The sequence below is a fragment of the Spongiactinospora gelatinilytica genome (assembly GCF_003236385.1).
Classification (GTDB): Bacteria; Actinomycetota; Actinomycetes; order Streptosporangiales; family Streptosporangiaceae; genus Spongiactinospora; species Spongiactinospora gelatinilytica.
The window spans coordinates 1-18,661 of sequence record NZ_POUA01000049.1 but is presented as its reverse complement, the minus strand read 5'-3'; the positions used below and the strand labels follow the sequence as shown (position 1 = coordinate 18,661).

Here is an 18,661-nt window from a genome sequence, read left to right as displayed (position 1 = left end):
AGTGAGAACCGAGAGCGACCCGGCCAGCGCCGCGCCCGCCAGAAGATTGCGCGTTTTACCCATCGTTCTTCCTCCTGTGAGTGTTCGAGAGCCCTTCACCTTCCGGGCGACACTCACGTTAGGAAGCTTTCCGGCCACGTTCCGGGTAGGAATTCACATTCGCGGCCGAGCGCGCACTATTACCGTTTCAGCGAGCCGGCTACCCCTCCAGGCGCTTCCGCCGTTCCTGCCCGAAAACGGTGTTGACGAGCAGGATCACCCCCCACGGCCCCATGATCCACAGTGGCCATGGATAGACCCCGTCTCCCCCGGTCACGCTGATGATGAGCCAGATGACCCAGTTGACACCGCTCACCGCCGCCCAGCCCGCCCAGGCCCCCCGCAGGCCGTCCTTCTCCTTCTGGGCCCGCTTCTCGGCGCGCTTGGCCTGCTTCTCAAGCTCGCGCCCGGCGGTGTAGGAGCGCATGTCGATGTCGGGCAGGTCGGCGGTGATGACCTGCAACTCCCCGTACGTCTTGCTGGCGTACAGCCGCTCCAGCCGCTCGTCGAACTCCTCCACGCTCAGCCGCCCCTGGGCGTAGTGCTCGCGCAGCATCCCGGCTATACGGTCGCGGTCAGAGTCGGATGCCCTCATCTCCGGGCTTGACGCCATCTTCATCCACTCCCGAGCTGAGAAGTCCGCTGAGGCGCTCTTTGCCACCGTCCAGTGAGGTAAGCACCCAAGGCCCATTATGTGTCACCGCAACGCTGTGCTCGAAGTGCGCGGACGGCTTTCCGTCCATGGTGACCACGGTCCAGTCGTCGGCCAGTACGCGGGTGCGGTCGGTGCCCGTGTTGACCATCGGCTCGATGGCCAGGCACATGCCCGCCTCGAACTTCGGGCCCCTGCCCGGCCTGCCGTGGTTGGCCACCCACGGGTCCATGTGCATCTCGGTGCCGATGCCGTGCCCGCCGTACTCCTGAGGTATGCCGTAACGGCCCTGAGAGCGAACGTAACGCTCGATCTCCCAGCCGATGTCCGAGAGATGCCGACCGACCGTCAGCGCGGCTATACCGCGCCACATGGCCTCTTCGGTCACCCGCATCAGCTCGGTCAGCTCGGGCGCCACCTCGCCGACGGGGACGGTGATCGCCGAGTCGCCGTGCCAGCCCTCCAGGATCGCGCCGCAGTCGATGGAGATGATGTCGCCCTCGCGCAGTACGTGGGCGTCGGTGGGGATGCCGTGCACCACCTCGTCGTTGACGGACGCGCAGATCGTCGCCGGGAACCCCTGGTAGCCCTTGAAGGACGGGATCGCGCCGGCCTGCCTGATCGCCTTCTCGGCGATGGCGTCGAGGTCGATCGGGGTCATGCCCGGTTCGACGGATTCGCGTAGGAGTTGGAGGGTCCGCCCGACGACCAGTCCGGCCGCCCGCATCTTCTCCAGTTGCTCGGGTGACTTGACCTGGATCCCATGCCGGTTCTTCCTGAACACTGCGACACCTCCTGGGGCTGTCATGAGGACGGTACGACCACGGCGGCGGCTTCCCGGGAGAACGGACATCAGGAGTCCCCAATTCCCCCCGATTGTGCCCTAAACGCCAACACGCCACTCACGGCGCCGGCCGATGAGTGGCGTGCCCGTCATCCGGACGGGTCGGTGAACCACATGATCCATGGGCTAGTCGATGAAGGGACGTAGGTGCTCCATCGCGCGCTGGGTGATCTCCTCGACCGGACCGGTCGCGTCCACCCCGGCGAGGATGCGCTCGTCGGCGTAGAAGGCGATCAGCGGTGCGGTCTGCTCCTGGTAGACCTCCAGCCGGTGCCGGATGGTCCCCTCACGGTCGTCGTCTCGCTGGAAGAGCCGCCCGCCACAGGCATCGCACACGTCGTCCAGCTTGTCGTCGAACTCGACGTGCCAGATGCGCCCGCACTGGCTGCAGGTGCGCCGGCCGGCCAGCCTGCGGACCACCTCGTCGTCATCGACGACGAGCTCCAAGACGATGTCGAGACCGGTGTTCCACTCGGCGAGCATCTTCTTGAGGATCTCCGCCTGTGGGACGTTTCGAGGGAAGCCGTCGAGCAGGAAGCCGTCCTGCGCGTCGTCCTCGGAGAGCCGGTCGCGCACCATCGCGATGGTGACCTCGTCGGGGACTAGGTCACCGCGGTCCATGTAGGTCTTGGCGAGCTTGCCAAGCTCCGTGCCGCCGGAAACGTTGGCACGGAAGATGTCACCTGTCGAGATCTTCGGGATGGACAGGTTGGATGCGATGAACTGGGCCTGCGTCCCCTTACCCGCTCCGGGGGGCCCTACCAGGACGACGCGCACTACTTCAGGAAACCCTCGTAGTTACGCTGCTGTAGCTGGCTCTCGATCTGCTTCACGGTGTCAAGCCCAACGCCAACCATGATCAGGATGCTCGTCCCTCCGAACGGGAAGTTCTGGCTAGCCCCGGCCACCGCGAGTGCGACGATCGGGACCATCGAGATCAGGCCCAGATAGAGCGCACCGGGTGCGGTGAGACGAGTGAGCACATAGTTGAGGTACTCAGCCGTCGGCCGGCCCGGACGGATGCCCGGGATGAACCCACCGTACTTCTTCATGTTGTCCGCGACTTCAGGGGGGTTGAAGGTGATGGACACGTAGAAGTAAGTGAAGAAGATGATCAGCACGAAGAACGTGGCCATGTAGACCGGTGTGTCACCGGTGACCAGGTGCTGCGAGATCCACTGGATGACGACGTTCTGCTGCGTCTGAGTCGCGAACAGCGTCGTGACGAGCTGCGGGAGGTAGAGCAGCGAGGAGGCGAAGATGACCGGGATGATGCCCGCCTGGTTCACCTTCAGCGGGATGTAGGTGGAGGTCCCGCCGTACATCCTGCGGCCCACCATGCGCTTGGCGTACTGGACCGGGATGCGCCGCTGCGCCTGCTCCACGAAGACCACTGCGGCGATCATGAAGATGCCGACCACCATCACGATGGCGAAGGTGAAGGCGTTGCGGCGGAAGATGTTCATCAGCTCGGACGGGAAGACCGCGATGACCTGGGTGAAGATCAGGATGGACATCCCGTTGCCGACGCCGCGGTCGGTGATCAGCTCGCCCAGCCACATGATCACGGCGGTACCGGCCGTCATGGTGATGACCATGGTCACCACGGTGAAGACGTCGTCGTTGAGCAGGACCGGCTCGCTACAGCCCTGGAAGAGCTGGCCACTGCGGGCGAGCGCCACGAAGGCGGTGGACTGCAGTACCGCGAGACCGATGGTCAGGTAACGCGTGTACTGTGTGATCTTGCTGGTGCCCGCCTGGCCCTCCTTCTTGAGGGCTTCGAGGCGAGGGATCACCACGACGAGGAGCTGCAGGATGATGCTCGCGGTGATATAGGGCATGATGCCCAGCGCGAACACCGACAGTTTCAGCAGCGCGCCGCCGCTGAACAACTGCACCATGCCGTAGATGTTTCCTGCGTCGCCCGCCTGCGCCTGTTCCAGGCATCGGCGGACATTCTCGGCGTGGACGCCGGGGGTCGGAAGCACCGAGCCAAGCCGGAACAGCGCGATGATGCCCAGGGTAAAGAGCAACTTCTTGCGCAGGTCCGGTGTACGGAACGCCCGGGTAATCGCGGTCAGCACGGTCCCTCCTGCGCGCCTTTACGGCGGGTTCGGTCAGCGATGGTGCGGGGGTGATCCACGGTGGTCCATGGAGTGTCTGTCATTGAGATTGTCAGAGGCGAGGGCCCCCCGGGGAAAATCCCGAAGGAATTTCCTCGGCGGAAACTCCCCGCCGCCCAGCGAACTCTAACGCACTACGGGCGCGGAGGCCCATAACGAACCTCCGCGCCTCGCGCGTACGTCACAGCTCGGTGGTCGAGCCCCCGGCAGCGGTGATCTTCTCCTTGGCGCTCGCGGAGAACGCGTGTACGGAAACGTTCACCGCGACGGAGATCTCACCGGTCCCCAGGACCTTCACGGGCTGATTCTTGCGGACCGCGCCCTTCGCCACCAGACCCTCGACGGTGACTTCGCCGCCCTCGGGGAACAGTTCGCCGAGCCGGTCCAGGTTGACGACCTGATAGGTCGTCTTGAACAGCGCGTTGGAAAAGCCCTTCAGCTTCGGCAGCCTGCGCTGCAGCGGCACCTGGCCGCCCTCGAAGCCGAGCGGCATGGTCTTGCGCGCCTTGCTGCCCTTCGTACCCCGGCCGGCGGTCTTGCCCTTGGAGCCCTCGCCCCGGCCCTTGCGGACCTTGGGACGGTTGGCGCCCTTGGCGGGCCGCAGGTCGTGGATGCGCAGATGAGTGTTCTCGGACTCTGACATGACTAGTCGACCTCTTCCACCTCGACGAGGTGCGTCACCACGGCGATCATCCCGCGGATCTGCGGGCGGTCCTCCTTGATGACGACGTCGCCGATCCGCTTCAGGCCAAGCGAGCGCAGCGAGTCGCGCTGGTTCTGCCTGCCACCGATCTTCGACTTGACCTGCTTGATCTTCAGGCGCGCCATCGTCAGCTCACCGCCTTCGCGGCCGCGGCCGCCTCGGCCATGCCCTCGGCGCGGGCCTTCAGCATGGCCTTGGGCACGACGTCCTCGATCGGCAGGCCACGGCGCGCGGCGATCTCCTCGGGGCGGGACAGCCCCTTGAGCGCCGCCACGGTGGCGTGCACGATGTTGATCGGGTTGTCCGAGCCGAGCGACTTGGACAGCACGTCGTGGATGCCGGCGCACTCCAGTACGGCGCGCACCGGGCCACCCGCGATGACACCGGTACCGGCCGAGGCCGGGCGCAGGAGGACGACGCCCGCGGCGTCCTCGCCCTGCACGGTGTGCGGGATGGTGCCCTGGATACGCGGCACCTTGAAGAAGTGCTTCTTGGCCTCCTCGACGCCCTTGGCGATGGCCGCGGGCACCTCCTTGGCCTTGCCGTACCCGACGCCGACCATGCCGTTGCCGTCACCGACGACGACCAGGGCGGTGAAGCTGAAGCGACGACCGCCCTTCACGACCTTGGCCACTCGGTTGATCTTCACGACGCGCTCGATGTACGAGACGCCCTTGTCGGCGGCGCCACCCCGGCGATCGTCACGACGGTCCCGCCGCTCGCCACCGGTGCCGCCACCGCGACGCGGAGCTGCAGCCATCAGTGGTTCCTCTTCTCGTTGCTCATGGGACGGGAGACCATCAGAAGTCCAACCCGCCTTCCCTGGCGCTGTCCGCCAGCGCGGCGATACGCCCCGCGTAGCGGTTCCCACCACGGTCGAGGACGACCGCGGTGATGCCAGCGGCCTTGGCCCGCGCAGCGAGAAGCTCGCCGACCCTTTTGGCCTTGGCGGTCTTGTCGCCTTCCACCTCGCGCAGCGCGGCGTCCAAGGTGGACGCGCTCACCAGCGTGTGGTGCTGGCTGTCGTCGATGATCTGCACGAACATGTGCCTCGTCGAGCGGTTGACGACCATGCGCGGCCGAGCGGTGGTGCCCACGACCTTCTTGCGCACACGGCGGTGCCGGCGGGCCCGCGAGACCGCGCGGGCGGCCGTGTGCTTGCCGAACGCGACCTTCGGAGCCATGCCTACTTACCAGCCTTTCCAACCTTGCGGCGGATCTGTTCGCCCTGGTAACGCACGCCCTTGCCCTTATAAGGGTCGGGCTTGCGCAACTTGCGGATGTTCGCGGCGACCTCGCCGACCTTCTGCTTGTCGATGCCGTCCACGTGCAGCAGAGTCGGCTTCTCTACGCGGAAGGTGACGCCGTCCGGCGCGTTGACGATCACCGGGTGGCTGAAGCCGAGCGCGAACTCTAGCTGCGTCGGGCCCTTGGCCTGGACGCGGTAACCGACTCCGACGATCTCCAGCGCCTTGGTGTAACCCTGGGTGACCCCGGCGACCATGTTGGCGATCAGCGTCCGCGAGAGGCCGTGCAGGGCACGGACCTTGTTCTCGTCGTTCGGGCGCGACACCGTGAGAGTGCCGTCGTCGTCGCGGGCCACCGTGATGGGCTCGACCACCGTGTGCGAAAGCGTGCCCTTGGGCCCCTTGACGGTGACGGCCCTGCCGTCGATGCTGACCTCGACACCGCCCGGAACGGGGATGGGCAGCCGTCCGATTCTCGACATGCTGTGATTCCTCCCCTCGTTACCAGACGTAGGCGAGGACTTCCCCGCCCACGCCACGCTTGCCGGCCTGCTTGTCCGTCATGAGCCCGCCGGACGTCGAGATGATCGCGATGCCCAGCCCGCCCAGAACCCGTGGCAGGTTGCCCTTCTTTGCATAGACCCGCAGCCCGGGCTTGGAGACCCGGCGCAGTCCGGCGATGGACCGCTCTCGGGTCGGCCCGAACTTCAGCTCCACCACGAGGTTCTTTCCGACCTTGGCGTCTTCGACGTTCCAGGCCTGGATGTAACCCTCCTGCTGGAGGATCTCGGCGATGTGCGCCTTGATCTTGGAATACGGCATGGCCACGGTGTCGTGGTACGCCGAGTTCGCGTTTCGCAGACGAGTAAGCATGTCTGCGATCGGGTCGGTCATCGTCATGGCCGGTGGCCCTCCCCGCCGCGGTTTCCCCTAGGGACCTTCGGCGTGGTCGTGGGCGCCGCGTTCGGCGCCCGGTGAATATGAGTTACCTGTTGTCGTACGGCCGGCGCCCGGAGGCTACCAGCTCGACTTCGTGATGCCGGGCAGTTCGCCACGGTGCGCCATCTCTCGGAAGCACACCCGGCACAGACCGAACTTGCGGTAGACGGCCCGCGGACGCCCGCACCGGGAGCACCGCGTGTACGACCGCACATTGAACTTCGGCTTTCGCGCCGCCTTGGCGATCAGCGCCTTCTTGGCCATGATCCGCTCTCTCCTATGCTTCCTTGAAGGGGAATCCGAGGAGCTTCAGCAGCGCCCGGCCCTGTTCGTCGTTGGTCGCGGTGGTCACGACGGTGATGTCCATGCCCCGCTGCCGATCGACCTTGTCCTGGTCGACCTCGTGGAACATGACCTGCTCGGTGAGCCCGAAGGTGTAGTTGCCGTTGCCGTCGAACTGCTTGGGCGACAGGCCGCGGAAGTCGCGGATACGCGGCAGCGCGGTGGACAGCAGCCGGTCGAGGAACTCCCACATCCGGTCGCCGCGCAGCGTGACGTGCGCGCCGATCGGCATGCCCTCACGCAGCTTGAACTGCGCGATGGACTTGCGGGCGCGAGCCACCGCGGGCTTCTGGCCGGTGATCGCCGCGAGGTCGCGGACCGCGCCCTCGATCAGCTTGGAGTCACGGGCCGCCTCGCCGACGCCCATGTTGACCTTGATCTTGACCAGGCCGGGCACCTGCATGACGTTCTGGATCTCGAACTGCTCACGCAGCTTGCCGGCGATCTCCGCGCGGTAGCGCTGCTTGAGGCGCGGAATGGTGCGCTCTTCGGTCGTGGCGGTCATCAGTCCTCACCCGATTCGTCGGCCGCATCAGCCTTCTTCGCGGGCTTCTTCTCGTCGGCCGGCTTCTCATCCTTGAGCTTCTTGACGTTGCTCACGTGGATGGGAGCCTCCATGGTCTGCACTCCACCGGTCTTGGCGCCGCGCGGCCCCTGGTGGGTCTCCTTGGAGTGCTTCTTGACCAGGTTCACGCCCTCGACCACCACGCGCTGCCTGCGCGGGTAGGCGGCGATCACCCGGCCCTTGGCGCCCTTGTCGTCGCCCGCGATGACCTGGACCAGGTCGCCCTTCTTGACGTGCAGCCTGCCCGGCTGCACCTTCTTGGTGGCCTTCGGCATCACAGCACCTCCGGGGCGAGCGAAATGATGCGCATGAACTTCTTGTCGCGCAGTTCACGGCCGACCGGGCCGAAGATGCGCGTACCGCGCGGATCGCCGCTGTCCTTGATCAGGACGGCGGCGTTCTCGTCGAAGCGGATGTAGGAGCCGTCCGGGCGGCGCCGTTCCTTGCGGGTGCGCACCACGACGGCCCGGACGACCTCACCCTTCTTGACGCCGCCGCCGGGAAGGGCGTCCTTCACCGTGGCGACGATGATGTCGCCTATGCCCGCGTAGCGCCGGCCCGAGCCACCGAGCACCCGGATGCAAAGGATCTCCTTCGCCCCGGTGTTGTCGGCGACCTTGAGCCGCGACTCCTGCTGGATCACGTCTACTCCTGTGTGTCTCGCCGGTTCTCGCCCTGACCGGGCGAGCCTTGCGGAACCTGCTGTTGTCTTGTTCCCCCGGCCTCAGTGGAGCCCCACCGCAGCCGCGGGCGGCGCGAAGCCGACCGGCTCCGCGCCCTTGGACGCCTCCGTGGGGGTGACCCCACGGAGCCGCGTATCGCTACTTGGCCTTCTCCAGGACCTCGACGACGCGCCAGCGCTTGGTCGCCGACAGCGGCCGGGTCTCCATGAGCAGGACCCGGTCGCCGACGCCGCACTCGTTGGCCTCGTCGTGCGCCTTGTACTTGGTGGTGCGCCGGATGACCTTGCCGTAAAGGGCGTGCTTGACGCGGTCCTCGACGGCGACGACGACGGTCTTGTCCATCTTGTCGCTGACGACCACGCCCTCGCGGGTCTTCCGGTAGTTCCTCGTGCGCGTCGTGCCCTGCACGGCGTCGCTCTCCGTGGCCTCAGCCATCGCTCGGCTCCTTCACGTCCGTCACGTCCGTGATGATGCCAAGCTCGCGCTCCCGCATCACGGTGTAGATACGGGCGATCTCCCGCCGGACGGCGCGCAGCCGCCCGTGGCTTTCCAACTGGCCGGTCGCCGCCTGGAAGCGGAGGTTGAACAGCTCCTCCTTGGCCTCCTTCAGCTTGGCGACCAGCTCGTCCTTGGTCTGGTCCCGCAGCTCGGCGGCGGTCACACCCTGTGCCATCACGCCTCACCCACTTCACGCTTGACGAACCGGCACTTCATCGGCAGCTTGTGCATGGCGCGGCGCAGCGCCTCCTTGGCGACCGGCTCGGCGACGCCGGACAGCTCGAACATCACGCGTCCGGGCTTGACGTTGGCGATCCACCACTCCGGCGAGCCCTTACCGGAACCCATGCGGGTCTCGGCGGGCTTCTTGGTCAGCGGCCGGTCGGGGAAGATGTTGATCCACACCTTGCCGCCACGACGGATGTGCCGGGTCATCGCGATACGAGCGGCCTCGATCTGGCGGTTGGTCACGTAGCTGTGCTCAAGCGCCTGGATGCCGTACTCGCCGAAGGAGACCTTCGTGCCGCCCTTGGCCATGCCGTGCCGGTCCGGTCGGTGCTGCTTGCGGTGCTTGACCTTACGCGGAACAAGCATGGTCAGCTCCCCTCAGCCGGCTGCTCCGCCGGGCCTGACTCGGGCGCCCCTGCGGGCGCGCTGGATTCGGTCTTCGGGCCGCCACCGCGACCGCCGCGCGGGCCGCCCTCACGGCCGCCGCCACCGCCGCCACCGCGACCGCCACGGCCGCGCTGCGGGCGGTCGGAGCGGTCCCTGCGCTGCCCGGCGCGGGCGCCGGCCGCGGCCTCGCGCTCGGCGCGGGAGGTCGGGGCCTCGCCCTTGTAGATCCACACCTTCACGCCGATCCGGCCGAAGGTGGTGCGGGCCTCGTAGAAGCCGTAGTCGATGTCGGCGCGCAGCGTGTGCAGCGGCACCCGGCCCTCGCGGTAGAACTCCGAGCGCGACATCTCAGCGCCGCCGAGACGGCCCGAGCACTGCACCCGGATGCCCTTGGCGCCGCTCTTCATCGCCGACTGCATGGCCTTGCGCATCGCCCGCCGGAAGGACACCCGGCTGGACAGCTGCTCGGCCACGCCCTGGGCGACGAGCTGGGCGTCGATCTCGGGGTTCTTGACCTCGAGGATGTTGAGCTGGACCTGCTTCTTGGTCAGCTTCTCCAGGTCGCCGCGGATGCGGTCGGCCTCGGCGCCGCGACGGCCGATGACGATGCCCGGCCGGGCGGTGTGGATGTCCACCTGCACCCGGTCGGTGGTCCGCTCGATCTCCACCTTGGAGATGCCGGCCCGCTCCATGCCGCGCTGCAGCATGCGGCGGATCGACACGTCCTCGGCGACGTAGGACTTGTACAGTTTGTCGGCGTACCACCGGCTCTTGAAGTCGGTCGTGATGCCGAGGCGGAACCCGTGCGGGTTAACCTTCTGGCCCACTAGCGGGTCCTTCCCTTCGGCTTGCCCTGACCGTCCGGCCTGGGCTCGACGATCACGGTGATGTGGCTCGTCCGCTTGTTGATCCGGTACGCACGGCCCTGCGCGCGGGGACGGAACCGCTTGAGCGTCGGCCCCTCGTCCACGTACGCGCGGCTCACCACCAGCGTCTCGCGGTCGAGCTTGAGGTTGTGCTCGGCGTTCGCCACGGCGCTGCTGAGCACCTTGTAGACGGGCTCGCTCGCGGCCTGCGGGGCGAACTGAAGTACGGCCTGCGCCTCCGAAGCGGGCAGCCCGCGAATGAGGTCCACCACACGGCGGGCCTTCTGGGGCGTGACACGGACGAACCGCGCCTGAGCCCTGGCTTCCATCGCTTACTCCTCGTTTCTGAAAGGCGCTACCGCCGGCTACGCCGGTCTTCCTTGACGTGGCTGCGGAACGTCCGCGTCGGAGCGAACTCACCCAGCTTGTGACCGATCATCGCCTCGGTGATGAACACCGGGACGTGCTTGCGGCCGTCGTGCACGGCGATCGTGTGGCCGAGCATGTCGGGCACGATCATGGAGCGGCGCGACCACGTCTTGATGACGTTCTTGGTCCCCTTCTCGTTCTGAGCGTCCACCTTCTTGGCCAGGTGGTCGTCCACGAAGGGGCCCTTCTTAAGGCTACGTGGCATCTTGGTTGCTCCTACCGCTTCTTCCGCTTGCTCCGACGACGGATGATCAGCCGGTCGCTGGACTTGTTGGCCTGGCGGGTACGGCCCTCCGGCTTGCCCTTGGGGTTGACCGGGTGGCGACCGCCCGAGGTCTTGCCCTCACCACCGCCGTGCGGGTGGTCGACCGGGTTCATGGCCACACCACGGACCGAGGGGCGCTTGCCCTTCCAGCGTGCGCGTCCGGCCTTGCCGAGGTTGATGTTGCCCTGCTCGGCGTTGCCGACCTGGCCCACCGAGGCCCGGCAGCGGACGTCGACCATGCGCATCTCACCGGACGGCATGCGCAGCGTCGCGTACTGCCCCTCCTTGGCCAGGAGCTGGATCTGCACCCCGGCGGAACGGCCCAGCTTGGCGCCGCCGCCCGGCTTCAGCTCCACCGCGTGGATGAAGGTACCGGTCGGGATGTTGCGCAGCGGCAGGCAGTTGCCCGGCTTGATGTCGGCCGTGGGGCCGTTCTCGATCCGGTCGCCCTGCTTGAGGCCGGCCGGCGCGATGATGTAACGCTTCTCACCGTCGGCGTAGTGCAGCAGCGCGATGCGCGAGGTGCGGTTCGGGTCGTACTCGATGTGCGCGACCTTCGCCGGCACGCCGTCCTTGTCGTTGCGCCGGAAGTCGATGATCCGGTAGGCGCGCTTGTGTCCGCCGCCCTGGTGGCGCGCGGTCACTCTGCCGTGGACGTTACGGCCGCCCTTGTTGTGCAAGGGGGCAAGCAACGACTTCTCGGGGGTGCTGCGCGTGATCTCGGAGAAGTCCGAGACACTCGCGCCGCGCCGACCCGGAGTCGTCGGCTTGTACTTACGGATGCCCATCTCTTTCGTTCATCCTTTGTCGGTGCTGGCTATGGCGGGTTCGTGGCGGCGCTCAGCCGACCTGACCGAAGATGTCGATCCGGTCGTCGCCCGCCAGGCTCACGATCGCCCGCTTCGTGTCGGGGCGCTTGCCGTAGCGCTGCGTCTGGTTGCGCTTGGTCTGCGGGGTCCGCTTGCGCTTGCCCTGCCGGTTGATGGTGTTCACGCCGGTGACCTTGACGCCGAAGATCTGCTCGACCGCGATCTTGATCTGGGTCTTGTTCGCCGTCTTCTTCACCAGGAACGTGTACTTGTTGAACTCATCGATCAGGCCGTAGCTCTTCTCAGAGACGATCGGCTGGATGATGATGTCGCGCGGGTCGTCGACCTTGTCCATCAGGCGTCCTCCTGCCCGCTCTGGCTCAGCCGTGCCACGACCTGGTCGTACGCCCTCTGGGTGAAGACCACGTCGTCGTTGACGAGCACGTCGTAGGTGTTGAGCTGCCCGGCGTCCAGCAGGTGGACCTCGGGCACGTTGCGCAGGCTCAGCCAGGTGAGCTGGTCGGTCTCCTCGACGACGACCAGGAGCTTGCCGGCCTGCGAGACCTTGCGCAGCGCGGTGAGCGCCGCCTTGGTCTTCGGCGTCTCGCCCTCGACCAGGCCGCTCACCACGTGCACGCGGCCGTGCGACGCGCGGTCGGACAGGGCGCCGCGCAGCGCCGCCGCCTTCATCTTCTTGGGGGTGCGCTGGGAGTAGTCGCGCGGCACGGGGCCGTGCACGACACCGCCGCCGGCGAACTGCGGCGCGCGGGTCGAGCCCTGGCGGGCCCGGCCGGTGCCCTTCTGGCGGTACGGCTTCTTGCCGCCGCCACGGACCTCGCCGCGGCTCTTCGCCTTGTGGGTGCCCTGCCGCCGGGCGGCGAGCTGGGCCACGACCACCTGGTGGATCAGCGGGACGTTGACCTTGGCGCCGAAGATGTCCTCCGGCAGGTCAACCGTGCCGACCTTGGCGCCGGCGCGGTCGAGGACGTCGACGGAAGTCACTTCGCGGCCCCCTTCTTAACGGCGGTGCGGACCAGGACCAGGCTGCCGTTGGCGCCGGGGATCGCACCCTTGATCAGGATGAGGTTCTTCTCGACGTCCACGGCGTGGACCTTCAGGCTCTGCACGGTGGTCCGGACGTTGCCCATCCGGCCCGCCATGCGCAGGCCCTTGAAGACCCGGCCCGGGGTGGCGCACCCGCCGATGGAGCCGGGCGACCGGTGCTTGCGCTGCGTGCCGTGCGAGGCGCCGAGGCCGCCGAAGCCGTGTCGCTTCATGACGCCGGCGAAGCCCTTGCCCTTGCTCTTACCGGTCACGTCGACGAACTGGCCCGCCTCGAAGGCATCGGCGAGGATCTCCTGGCCGACGGTGTACTGCTCGGCGTCCTCGGTACGGACCTCGGTGAAGTAGCGGCGCGGGGTGATGTCGTGCTTGCGCAGGTAGTCACCCAGCGGCTTGTTGACCTTGCGCGGGTCGACCTGTCCGAAACCGAGCTGGATGGCGGAGTAGCCGTCTCTGTCCTGGGTGCGGACCCTGGTCACCACGCACGGACCGGCCTCGACGACGGTCACCGGAACCATCCGGTTGTCCTGGTCGAAGACCTGGGTCATGCCGAGCTTCTTGCCCAGGACGCCCTTGATCTGCTTAGCCATGTCAGTGCGTTCCCTCAGTACTTGATCGAGATGTCGACGCCGGACGGGAGATCCAGTCGCATGAGCGCGTCGACGGTCTTCGCGGTCGGGTCGAAGATGTCGATCAGCCGCTTGTGCGTCCGCATCTCAAAGTGCTCGCGGCTGTCCTTGTACTTGTGCGGCGAGCGGATGACGCAGTACACGTTCTTCTCGGTCGGCAGCGGCACCGGGCCTGCGACCTTCGCGCCGGTCCGTGTCACCGTCTCGACGATCTTCTTGGCCGAGCTGTCAATGACCTCATGGTCATAGGCCTTGAGCCGGATGCGGATCTTCTGTCCCGCCATAGTGGCCTCGGTGTCCTTCGCTGTCGTCCTGTAAAAGCATCGTGCGGCGATGCGCCGCCTTCGGTGGCCCGCCGGCCCCATCCGTGATCTTGCAGGTGTTTCGAGCGAGTCGAAACCACTGCGAGATCACGGGCCATGGGCCCGCGTGCCGAGGGACGCCCGCCGATGTGGCGGGCCCCCCTCGTGGTGCGGCGGTCGGCCCCGATTCGGGGGCCGACCGCCACCCCGCGGTCGTGCTACTTGAGGATCTTGATGACGTTTCCGGCACCGACGGTCCGGCCACCCTCGCGGATCGCGAACTTGAGGCCTTCCTCCATCGCGATCGGCTGGATGAGCTGGACGGTCATCTCGGTGTTGTCACCGGGCATGACCATCTCGGTGCCCTCGGGAAGCTGCACCACGCCGGTCACGTCCGTCGTCCGGAAGTAGAACTGCGGACGGTAGTTGTTGAAGAACGGCGTGTGCCGCCCGCCCTCGTCCTTCGCCAGGATGTAGACCTGGGCGGTGAACTCGGTGTGCGGGGTCGTGGTGCCCGGCTTGATGACACACTGGCCACGCTCGACCTGGTCGCGCTTGATGCCGCGGAGCAGGAGCGCCGCGTTGTCGCCCGCGTGACCCTCGTCCAGCATCTTGTTGAACATCTCGATGCTGGTGACGGTCGTGGTGGTCTTCTCCTCCTGGATGCCGATGATGTCGACGGTCTCGTTGACCTTGACGACACCACGCTCGATCCGGCCGGTGACGACGGTGCCGCGACCGGTGATCGAGAAGACGTCCTCGATCGGCATCAGGAACGGCTTGTCGATGGCGCGCGGCGGCTCGGGCACGCTCTCGTCCACGGCGTCCATCAGCTCGATGATGGAGTCGGCCCACTTGGCGTCGCCCTCCAGCGCCTTCAGCGCGGAGACGCGGATCACGGGCAGGTCGTCGCCGGGGAACTCCTGAGCGGTCAGCAGCTCGCGGACCTCAAGCTCGACGAGTTCCAGGATCTCCTCGTCGTCCACCATGTCGGCCTTGTTCAGGGCGACCACGATGTACGGCACGCCGACCTGGCGAGCCAGGAGCACGTGCTCCTTGGTCTGCGGCATCGGGCCGTCGGTGGCGGCGACCACGAGGATCGCGCCGTCCATCTGAGCGGCACCGGTGATCATGTTCTTCACGTAGTCGGCGTGTCCGGGACAGTCGACGTGCGCGTAGTGCCGCTTCTCGGTCTGGTACTCGACGTGCGCGATGGAGATGGTGATGCCGCGCGCCTTCTCCTCGGGCGCCTTGTCGATCTTGTCGAACGGAGTCGCCTTGTTGAGCTCAGGGAAGCGCTCGTGGAGCACCTTGGTGATCGCCGCGGTCAGAGTGGTCTTGCCGTGGTCGATGTGCCCAATGGTGCCGATGTTCATGTGCGGCTTGGTCCGCTCGAACTTGGCCTTGGCCACTGCTCTTTCTCCTTAGAGATTCTGACTTGACTTTCGTCTTCTCACTCAGGCTAGGGGGAGTACTACTCGCCCCGAGCCTTCGCGACGATCTCCTGAGCGATGCCCGGAGGCACTTCCGCGTAGGAGTCGAACTGCATGCTGTAGACCGCCCGGCCCTGGGTCCTGCTGCGCAGGTCGCCCACGTAACCGAACATCTCCGACAGCGGGACGAGGGCCTGGATGACCTTGGCTCCAGCCCGGTCGTCCATGGCCTGGATCTGTCCGCGGCGGCCGTTGAGGTCACCGATGACATCACCCATGTAGTCTTCGGGCGTCGTCACCTCGACCGACATGAGCGGTTCGAGGAGCACTGCGTTCGCCTTGCGAGCGGCGTCCTTGAACGCCATCGATCCGGCGATCTTGAACGCCATTTCGGAGGAGTCGACGTCGTGCGCCGCCCCGTCCTGGAGCGTGACCTTGACGCCCACCATCGGGTAGCCGGCCAGGACACCGAACTCGGCGGCCTCCTGCGCGCCCGCGTCGACCGACGGGATGTACTCCCTCGGGACGCGGCCACCGGTGACCTTGTTCTCGAACTCGTAGCCGTCGTTGCCCTCGCCCAGCGGCTCCAGGTCGATGATCACCCGCGCGAACTGGCCGGAACCACCGGTCTGCTTCTTGTGGGTGTACTCGACCTTCTCCACCTTGCGGCGGATGGTCTCGCGGTAGGCGACCTGCGGGCGGCCGACGTTGGCCTCGACCCTGAACTCGCGGCGCATCCGGTCGACCAGGATCTCCAGGTGCAGCTCGCCCATGCCCCAGATGACCGTCTGACCGGTCTCCTCGTCCCTGCGGACCTGGAAGGAGGGGTCCTCCTCGGCCAGCCGCTGGATGGCGGTGCTGAGCTTCTCCTGGTCGCCCTTGGTCTTGGGCTCGATGGCCACGTTGATGACCGGGGCCGGGAACGTCATCGACTCCAGGACCACCTGGTCGGACGGGTCGCACAGCGTGTCGCCCGTGGTGGTGTCCTTGAGGCCCATGACGGCGACGATCTGCCCGGCGGTCGCGGTGGGCCGCTCCTCACGCTTGTTGGCGTGCATCTGGTAGATCTTGCCGATCCGCTCTTTGCGGCCCTTGCCGGAGTTGATGACCTGCGAGCCGGACTCCAGCGCGCCGGAGTAGATCCGCAGGTACGTGAGCTTGCCCAGGTGCGGGTCGCTCATGATCTTGAAGGCCAGCGCCGCGAACGGCTCCTTGGGGTCGGCGTGCCGCTCGACGATCTCCTCCTCGTTGCCGACCGCGTGGCCCTTGAAGGCCGGGATGTCGGTCGGGGCGGGGAGGTAGGCGACGATGGCGTCGAGAAGCGGCTGCACGCCCTTGTTCTTGAAGGCGGTGCCGGTGAGGACCGGGTTGACGCCGCCGGACAGAGTGGCTCGCCGGATGGCCGCGACCAGCTGCTCCTCGGTCGGCTCGACGGCCTCGAGGTACATCTCCATCAGCTCGTCGTCGTTCTCGGCGATGGTCTCGACCAGCTTGTCGCGCCACTCGCGAGCGGCATCGGCGTGGTCGGCCGGGATGTCGACGATGTCGTACATCTCGCCCTTGGCCGCCTCTTCGCTCCAGAGCAGGCCCTTCATCTGGACCAGGTCGATGACGCCGCGGAAGCCGGCCTCGACGCCCCACGGGAGCTGGAGGACGGCCGGGATCGCGCCCAGGCGGCTGACCATCATGTCGACGCAGCGGTGGAACTCCGCACCGACGCGGTCCATCTTGTTCACGAAACAGATGCGCGGAACGTTGTAGCGGTCGGCCTGCCGCCAGACCGTCTCCGACTGCGGCTCAACGCCCGCGACCCCGTCGAACACGGCGACGGCGCCGTCGAGCACCCGCAGGTTGCGCTCGACCTCGATGGTGAAGTCGACGTGCCCCGGGGTGTCGATGATGTTGATGGTGTGACCGGCCCACTCGCAGGTCGTCGCGGCAGACGTGATCGTGATGCCGCGCTCCTGCTCCTGCTCCATCCAGTCCATCGTGGCGGCGCCATCGTGGACTTCACCGATCTTGTAATTGATACCGGTGTAGAACAGGATGCGCTCGGTCGTCGTGGTCTTGCCCGCGTCGATATGGGCAATGATCCCAATGTTGCGGACCTTGGCCAGGTCAAGAGCGGTCGTTGCGGCCACTTCTCTCGCGTCCTCGTCGTCTCGTCTCGTAGGGCCGGGCTCAAGTGGGTGACACTCGTGCCCGGCCTGTGGGCACTACCAGCGGTAGTGGGCGAAGGCCTTGTTGGACTCGGCCATCTTGTGCGTGTCCTCGCGCCGCTTGACGCTGGCTCCGAGGCCGTTGCTCGCGTCCAGCAGCTCGTTCATCAGCCGCTCGGTCATGGTCTTCTCGCGGCGGGCGCGGGAGTACTGCACCAGCCAGCGCAGCGCCAGCGTGGTGCTGCGCGCGGCGCGCACTTCGACCGGCACCTGGTAGGTGGCGCCACCGACCCGGCGGCTGCGCACCTCAAGAGTGGGCTTGACGTTGTCGAGCGCCCGCTTGAGGGTGACCACGGGGTCGTTGCCGGTCTTCTCCCGGCAACCCTCAAGGGCGTTGTAGACGATGCTCTGGGCGAGCGAACGCTTGCCGCTCAGCAGCACCTTGTTGATGAGAGCGGTCACCAGCGGGGAGCTGTAGACCGGGTCGGCCATGAGCTGGCGGCGACCTGCGGGACCCTTACGCGGCATCTCAGCCCTTCTCCCTCTTCGCGCCGTAGTGGCTGCGGCCCTGCTTGCGGTTGCGGACACCCTGGGTGTCCAGCGAGCCGCGGATGATCTTGTATCGAACACCCGGCAGGTCCTTCACACGGCCGCCGCGCACGAGCACGATCGAGTGCTCCTGGAGGTTGTGGCCGACACCCGGGATATACGCGGTCACCTCGATGCCGTTGGTGAGCCGGACACGAGCCACCTTCCGCAGGGCGGAATTAGGCTTCTTGGGCGTGGTCGTGTAAACGCGCGTGCAAACGCCCCGCCGCTGCGGGCTTCCCTTGAGGGCCGGGGTCTTGGTCTTACTGACCTTGTCCTGGCGGCCCTTGCGGACCAACTGCTGAATCGTGGGCACCGCGTCTCCGTTCGTGCAATCTGGCCGGTGTTTCGGTTAATGCATTGCTGCATTCGCAGGCCCTGCCGGTGTCTTGACCTGCTGTTCTGCTTGCTTCGCCGCCCCCCGCGCTCGGGCGTGTCGCGCACTTTCGCGGGCAACACGCACGGCCATAGGCCGGACTGTGGGGAGAGACCATGCCTGGCCCCGCGCTCCCGGAAACAGGAGCCTTGCCGAGCGCATGCATGAGAGCCCATGTAGCCATGGGCACGAACGCATAGCCTACCCAGGCCCGTGTAGCACGTCAAAACGGCCGGTCACACGGGCCGTGGCGCCAAGCGACCACCGTGTTGACCATGGTCCCCGGACGACTCCGCGCCGTGCGGCGCGGCGTCACCTATTCCGGGCTCTGTGCCAAGTATAACGGCGCTCGCCACTGCTCATCGCGCTTTCATGGTAGTGGCGACGGTCGCCGGCGGCCGTCCGGCCGGGTGAACGTGATTGATCAACAAGACGTCCTAATGACAGTACATCCCGACAGGAGCACATATGACCCAGCCGCCCCCACCCCCAC

General features: G+C 66.8%; 29 protein-coding genes. All 29 read right to left on the bottom strand.

Annotation, left to right across the window (positions count from 1 at the left end):
* Positions 1 to 199: 199 nt before the first annotated feature.
* The 29 genes from C1I98_RS09305 to rpsL all read right to left on the bottom strand — a co-directional run bounded on the left by C1I98_RS09305 (position 200) and on the right by rpsL (position 18,108).
* Positions 200 to 634, bottom strand: a complete 435-nt coding sequence (locus tag C1I98_RS09305) for a DUF1707 domain-containing protein (RefSeq protein ID WP_233507586.1) — start codon at positions 632 to 634, stop codon at positions 200 to 202.
* On the bottom strand, positions 615 to 1,475 hold the full coding sequence (map, locus tag C1I98_RS09300) for a type I methionyl aminopeptidase (protein WP_111166673.1): 861 nt from the start codon (positions 1,473 to 1,475) through the stop codon (positions 615 to 617). Before map ends, C1I98_RS09305 begins: the two co-directional genes overlap by 20 nt.
* 186 nt (positions 1,476 to 1,661) lie before the next feature.
* The gene (locus tag C1I98_RS09295) at positions 1,662 to 2,312 is read right to left on the bottom strand and encodes an adenylate kinase (RefSeq protein ID WP_111166672.1); all 651 of its coding nucleotides are present in this window, start codon (positions 2,310 to 2,312) and stop codon (positions 1,662 to 1,664) included.
* Entirely contained in the window at positions 2,312 to 3,619 is a 1,308-nt protein-coding gene (gene secY, locus C1I98_RS09290) for a preprotein translocase subunit SecY (RefSeq protein WP_111166671.1), read from the bottom strand. The genes C1I98_RS09295 and secY overlap by 1 nt, the downstream gene beginning before the upstream one ends.
* A gap of 220 nt (positions 3,620 to 3,839) precedes the next feature.
* Positions 3,840 to 4,301, bottom strand: coding sequence for a 50S ribosomal protein L15 (rplO, locus tag C1I98_RS09285; protein ID WP_111166670.1), 462 nt, complete (start codon positions 4,299 to 4,301; stop codon positions 3,840 to 3,842).
* 2 nt (positions 4,302 to 4,303) lie between these two features.
* Positions 4,304 to 4,486 carry a 50S ribosomal protein L30 gene (gene rpmD, locus C1I98_RS09280; protein WP_111166669.1) on the bottom strand — a complete coding sequence of 61 codons (183 nt, stop codon included), beginning with the start codon at positions 4,484 to 4,486 and terminating at the stop codon, positions 4,304 to 4,306.
* A gap of 2 nt (positions 4,487 to 4,488) precedes the next feature.
* Entirely contained in the window at positions 4,489 to 5,121 is a 633-nt protein-coding gene (gene rpsE / locus C1I98_RS09275) for a 30S ribosomal protein S5 (RefSeq protein WP_111166668.1), read from the bottom strand.
* Between the two features lie 40 nt (positions 5,122 to 5,161).
* Positions 5,162 to 5,545, bottom strand: coding sequence for a 50S ribosomal protein L18 (rplR, locus tag C1I98_RS09270; protein WP_111166667.1), 384 nt, complete (start codon positions 5,543 to 5,545; stop codon positions 5,162 to 5,164).
* Between the two features lie 2 nt (positions 5,546 to 5,547).
* The gene (rplF, locus tag C1I98_RS09265) at positions 5,548 to 6,090 is read right to left on the bottom strand and encodes a 50S ribosomal protein L6 (protein ID WP_111166666.1); all 543 of its coding nucleotides are present in this window, start codon (positions 6,088 to 6,090) and stop codon (positions 5,548 to 5,550) included.
* A gap of 19 nt (positions 6,091 to 6,109) precedes the next feature.
* Positions 6,110 to 6,508, bottom strand: a complete 399-nt coding sequence (gene rpsH / locus C1I98_RS09260; RefSeq protein WP_111166665.1) for a 30S ribosomal protein S8 — start codon at positions 6,506 to 6,508, stop codon at positions 6,110 to 6,112.
* A gap of 117 nt (positions 6,509 to 6,625) precedes the next feature.
* Positions 6,626 to 6,811: a type Z 30S ribosomal protein S14 gene (locus C1I98_RS09255; protein WP_111166664.1), complete on the bottom strand. Its 186-nt coding sequence runs from the start codon at positions 6,809 to 6,811 to the stop codon at positions 6,626 to 6,628.
* Between the two features lie 13 nt (positions 6,812 to 6,824).
* Positions 6,825 to 7,394: a 50S ribosomal protein L5 gene (gene rplE, locus C1I98_RS09250; RefSeq protein WP_111166663.1), complete on the bottom strand. Its 570-nt coding sequence runs from the start codon at positions 7,392 to 7,394 to the stop codon at positions 6,825 to 6,827.
* A complete protein-coding gene (gene rplX / locus C1I98_RS09245; protein ID WP_199536821.1) occupies positions 7,394 to 7,693 on the bottom strand; it encodes a 50S ribosomal protein L24 in 300 nt (99 codons plus the stop codon). Before rplX ends, rplE begins: the two co-directional genes overlap by 1 nt.
* 35 nt (positions 7,694 to 7,728) lie before the next feature.
* Positions 7,729 to 8,097 carry a 50S ribosomal protein L14 gene (gene rplN, locus C1I98_RS09240; RefSeq protein ID WP_111166661.1) on the bottom strand — a complete coding sequence of 123 codons (369 nt, stop codon included), beginning with the start codon at positions 8,095 to 8,097 and terminating at the stop codon, positions 7,729 to 7,731.
* A 178-nt stretch (positions 8,098 to 8,275) separates the two neighbouring features.
* Positions 8,276 to 8,572: a 30S ribosomal protein S17 gene (rpsQ, locus tag C1I98_RS09235; protein WP_111166660.1), complete on the bottom strand. Its 297-nt coding sequence runs from the start codon at positions 8,570 to 8,572 to the stop codon at positions 8,276 to 8,278.
* Positions 8,565 to 8,810, bottom strand: a complete 246-nt coding sequence (gene rpmC, locus C1I98_RS09230; protein ID WP_111166685.1) for a 50S ribosomal protein L29 — start codon at positions 8,808 to 8,810, stop codon at positions 8,565 to 8,567. Before rpmC ends, rpsQ begins: the two co-directional genes overlap by 8 nt.
* Positions 8,810 to 9,229 (bottom strand): 50S ribosomal protein L16, encoded by a 420-nt coding sequence (gene rplP / locus C1I98_RS09225; protein WP_111166659.1) that lies wholly within the window; start codon positions 9,227 to 9,229, stop codon positions 8,810 to 8,812. Before rplP ends, rpmC begins: the two co-directional genes overlap by 1 nt.
* 2 nt (positions 9,230 to 9,231) lie before the next feature.
* The gene (rpsC, locus tag C1I98_RS09220; protein WP_111166658.1) at positions 9,232 to 10,077 is read right to left on the bottom strand and encodes a 30S ribosomal protein S3; all 846 of its coding nucleotides are present in this window, start codon (positions 10,075 to 10,077) and stop codon (positions 9,232 to 9,234) included.
* Complete coding sequence (rplV, locus tag C1I98_RS09215) at positions 10,077 to 10,445, bottom strand: 50S ribosomal protein L22 (protein WP_111166657.1); 369 nt, start codon at positions 10,443 to 10,445, stop codon at positions 10,077 to 10,079. Before rplV ends, rpsC begins: the two co-directional genes overlap by 1 nt.
* A gap of 26 nt (positions 10,446 to 10,471) precedes the next feature.
* Entirely contained in the window at positions 10,472 to 10,750 is a 279-nt protein-coding gene (rpsS, locus tag C1I98_RS09210) for a 30S ribosomal protein S19 (protein ID WP_101783544.1), read from the bottom strand.
* Positions 10,751 to 10,761: 11 nt separating this feature from the next.
* Positions 10,762 to 11,598, bottom strand: a complete 837-nt coding sequence (gene rplB / locus C1I98_RS09205; protein WP_111166656.1) for a 50S ribosomal protein L2 — start codon at positions 11,596 to 11,598, stop codon at positions 10,762 to 10,764.
* A gap of 52 nt (positions 11,599 to 11,650) precedes the next feature.
* Positions 11,651 to 11,974, bottom strand: coding sequence for a 50S ribosomal protein L23 (gene rplW, locus C1I98_RS09200; RefSeq protein WP_111166655.1), 324 nt, complete (start codon positions 11,972 to 11,974; stop codon positions 11,651 to 11,653).
* Positions 11,974 to 12,621 carry a 50S ribosomal protein L4 gene (gene rplD, locus C1I98_RS09195; protein ID WP_111166654.1) on the bottom strand — a complete coding sequence of 216 codons (648 nt, stop codon included), beginning with the start codon at positions 12,619 to 12,621 and terminating at the stop codon, positions 11,974 to 11,976. Before rplD ends, rplW begins: the two co-directional genes overlap by 1 nt.
* The gene (gene rplC / locus C1I98_RS09190) at positions 12,618 to 13,271 is read right to left on the bottom strand and encodes a 50S ribosomal protein L3 (RefSeq protein WP_111166653.1); all 654 of its coding nucleotides are present in this window, start codon (positions 13,269 to 13,271) and stop codon (positions 12,618 to 12,620) included. The genes rplD and rplC overlap by 4 nt, the downstream gene beginning before the upstream one ends.
* Before the next feature lie 14 nt (positions 13,272 to 13,285).
* Positions 13,286 to 13,594 carry a 30S ribosomal protein S10 gene (rpsJ, locus tag C1I98_RS09185; protein ID WP_111166652.1) on the bottom strand — a complete coding sequence of 103 codons (309 nt, stop codon included), beginning with the start codon at positions 13,592 to 13,594 and terminating at the stop codon, positions 13,286 to 13,288.
* Positions 13,595 to 13,830: 236 nt separating this feature from the next.
* Entirely contained in the window at positions 13,831 to 15,024 is a 1,194-nt protein-coding gene (gene tuf / locus C1I98_RS09180) for an elongation factor Tu (RefSeq protein WP_111166651.1), read from the bottom strand.
* A gap of 62 nt (positions 15,025 to 15,086) precedes the next feature.
* Complete coding sequence (fusA, locus tag C1I98_RS09175; protein WP_111166650.1) at positions 15,087 to 17,186, bottom strand: elongation factor G; 2,100 nt, start codon at positions 17,184 to 17,186, stop codon at positions 15,087 to 15,089.
* A 75-nt stretch (positions 17,187 to 17,261) separates the two neighbouring features.
* Complete coding sequence (gene rpsG / locus C1I98_RS09170) at positions 17,262 to 17,732, bottom strand: 30S ribosomal protein S7 (RefSeq protein ID WP_111166649.1); 471 nt, start codon at positions 17,730 to 17,732, stop codon at positions 17,262 to 17,264.
* A 1-nt stretch (position 17,733) separates the two neighbouring features.
* Entirely contained in the window at positions 17,734 to 18,108 is a 375-nt protein-coding gene (rpsL, locus tag C1I98_RS09165) for a 30S ribosomal protein S12 (RefSeq protein ID WP_111166648.1), read from the bottom strand.
* Positions 18,109 to 18,661 lie beyond the last annotated feature (553 nt).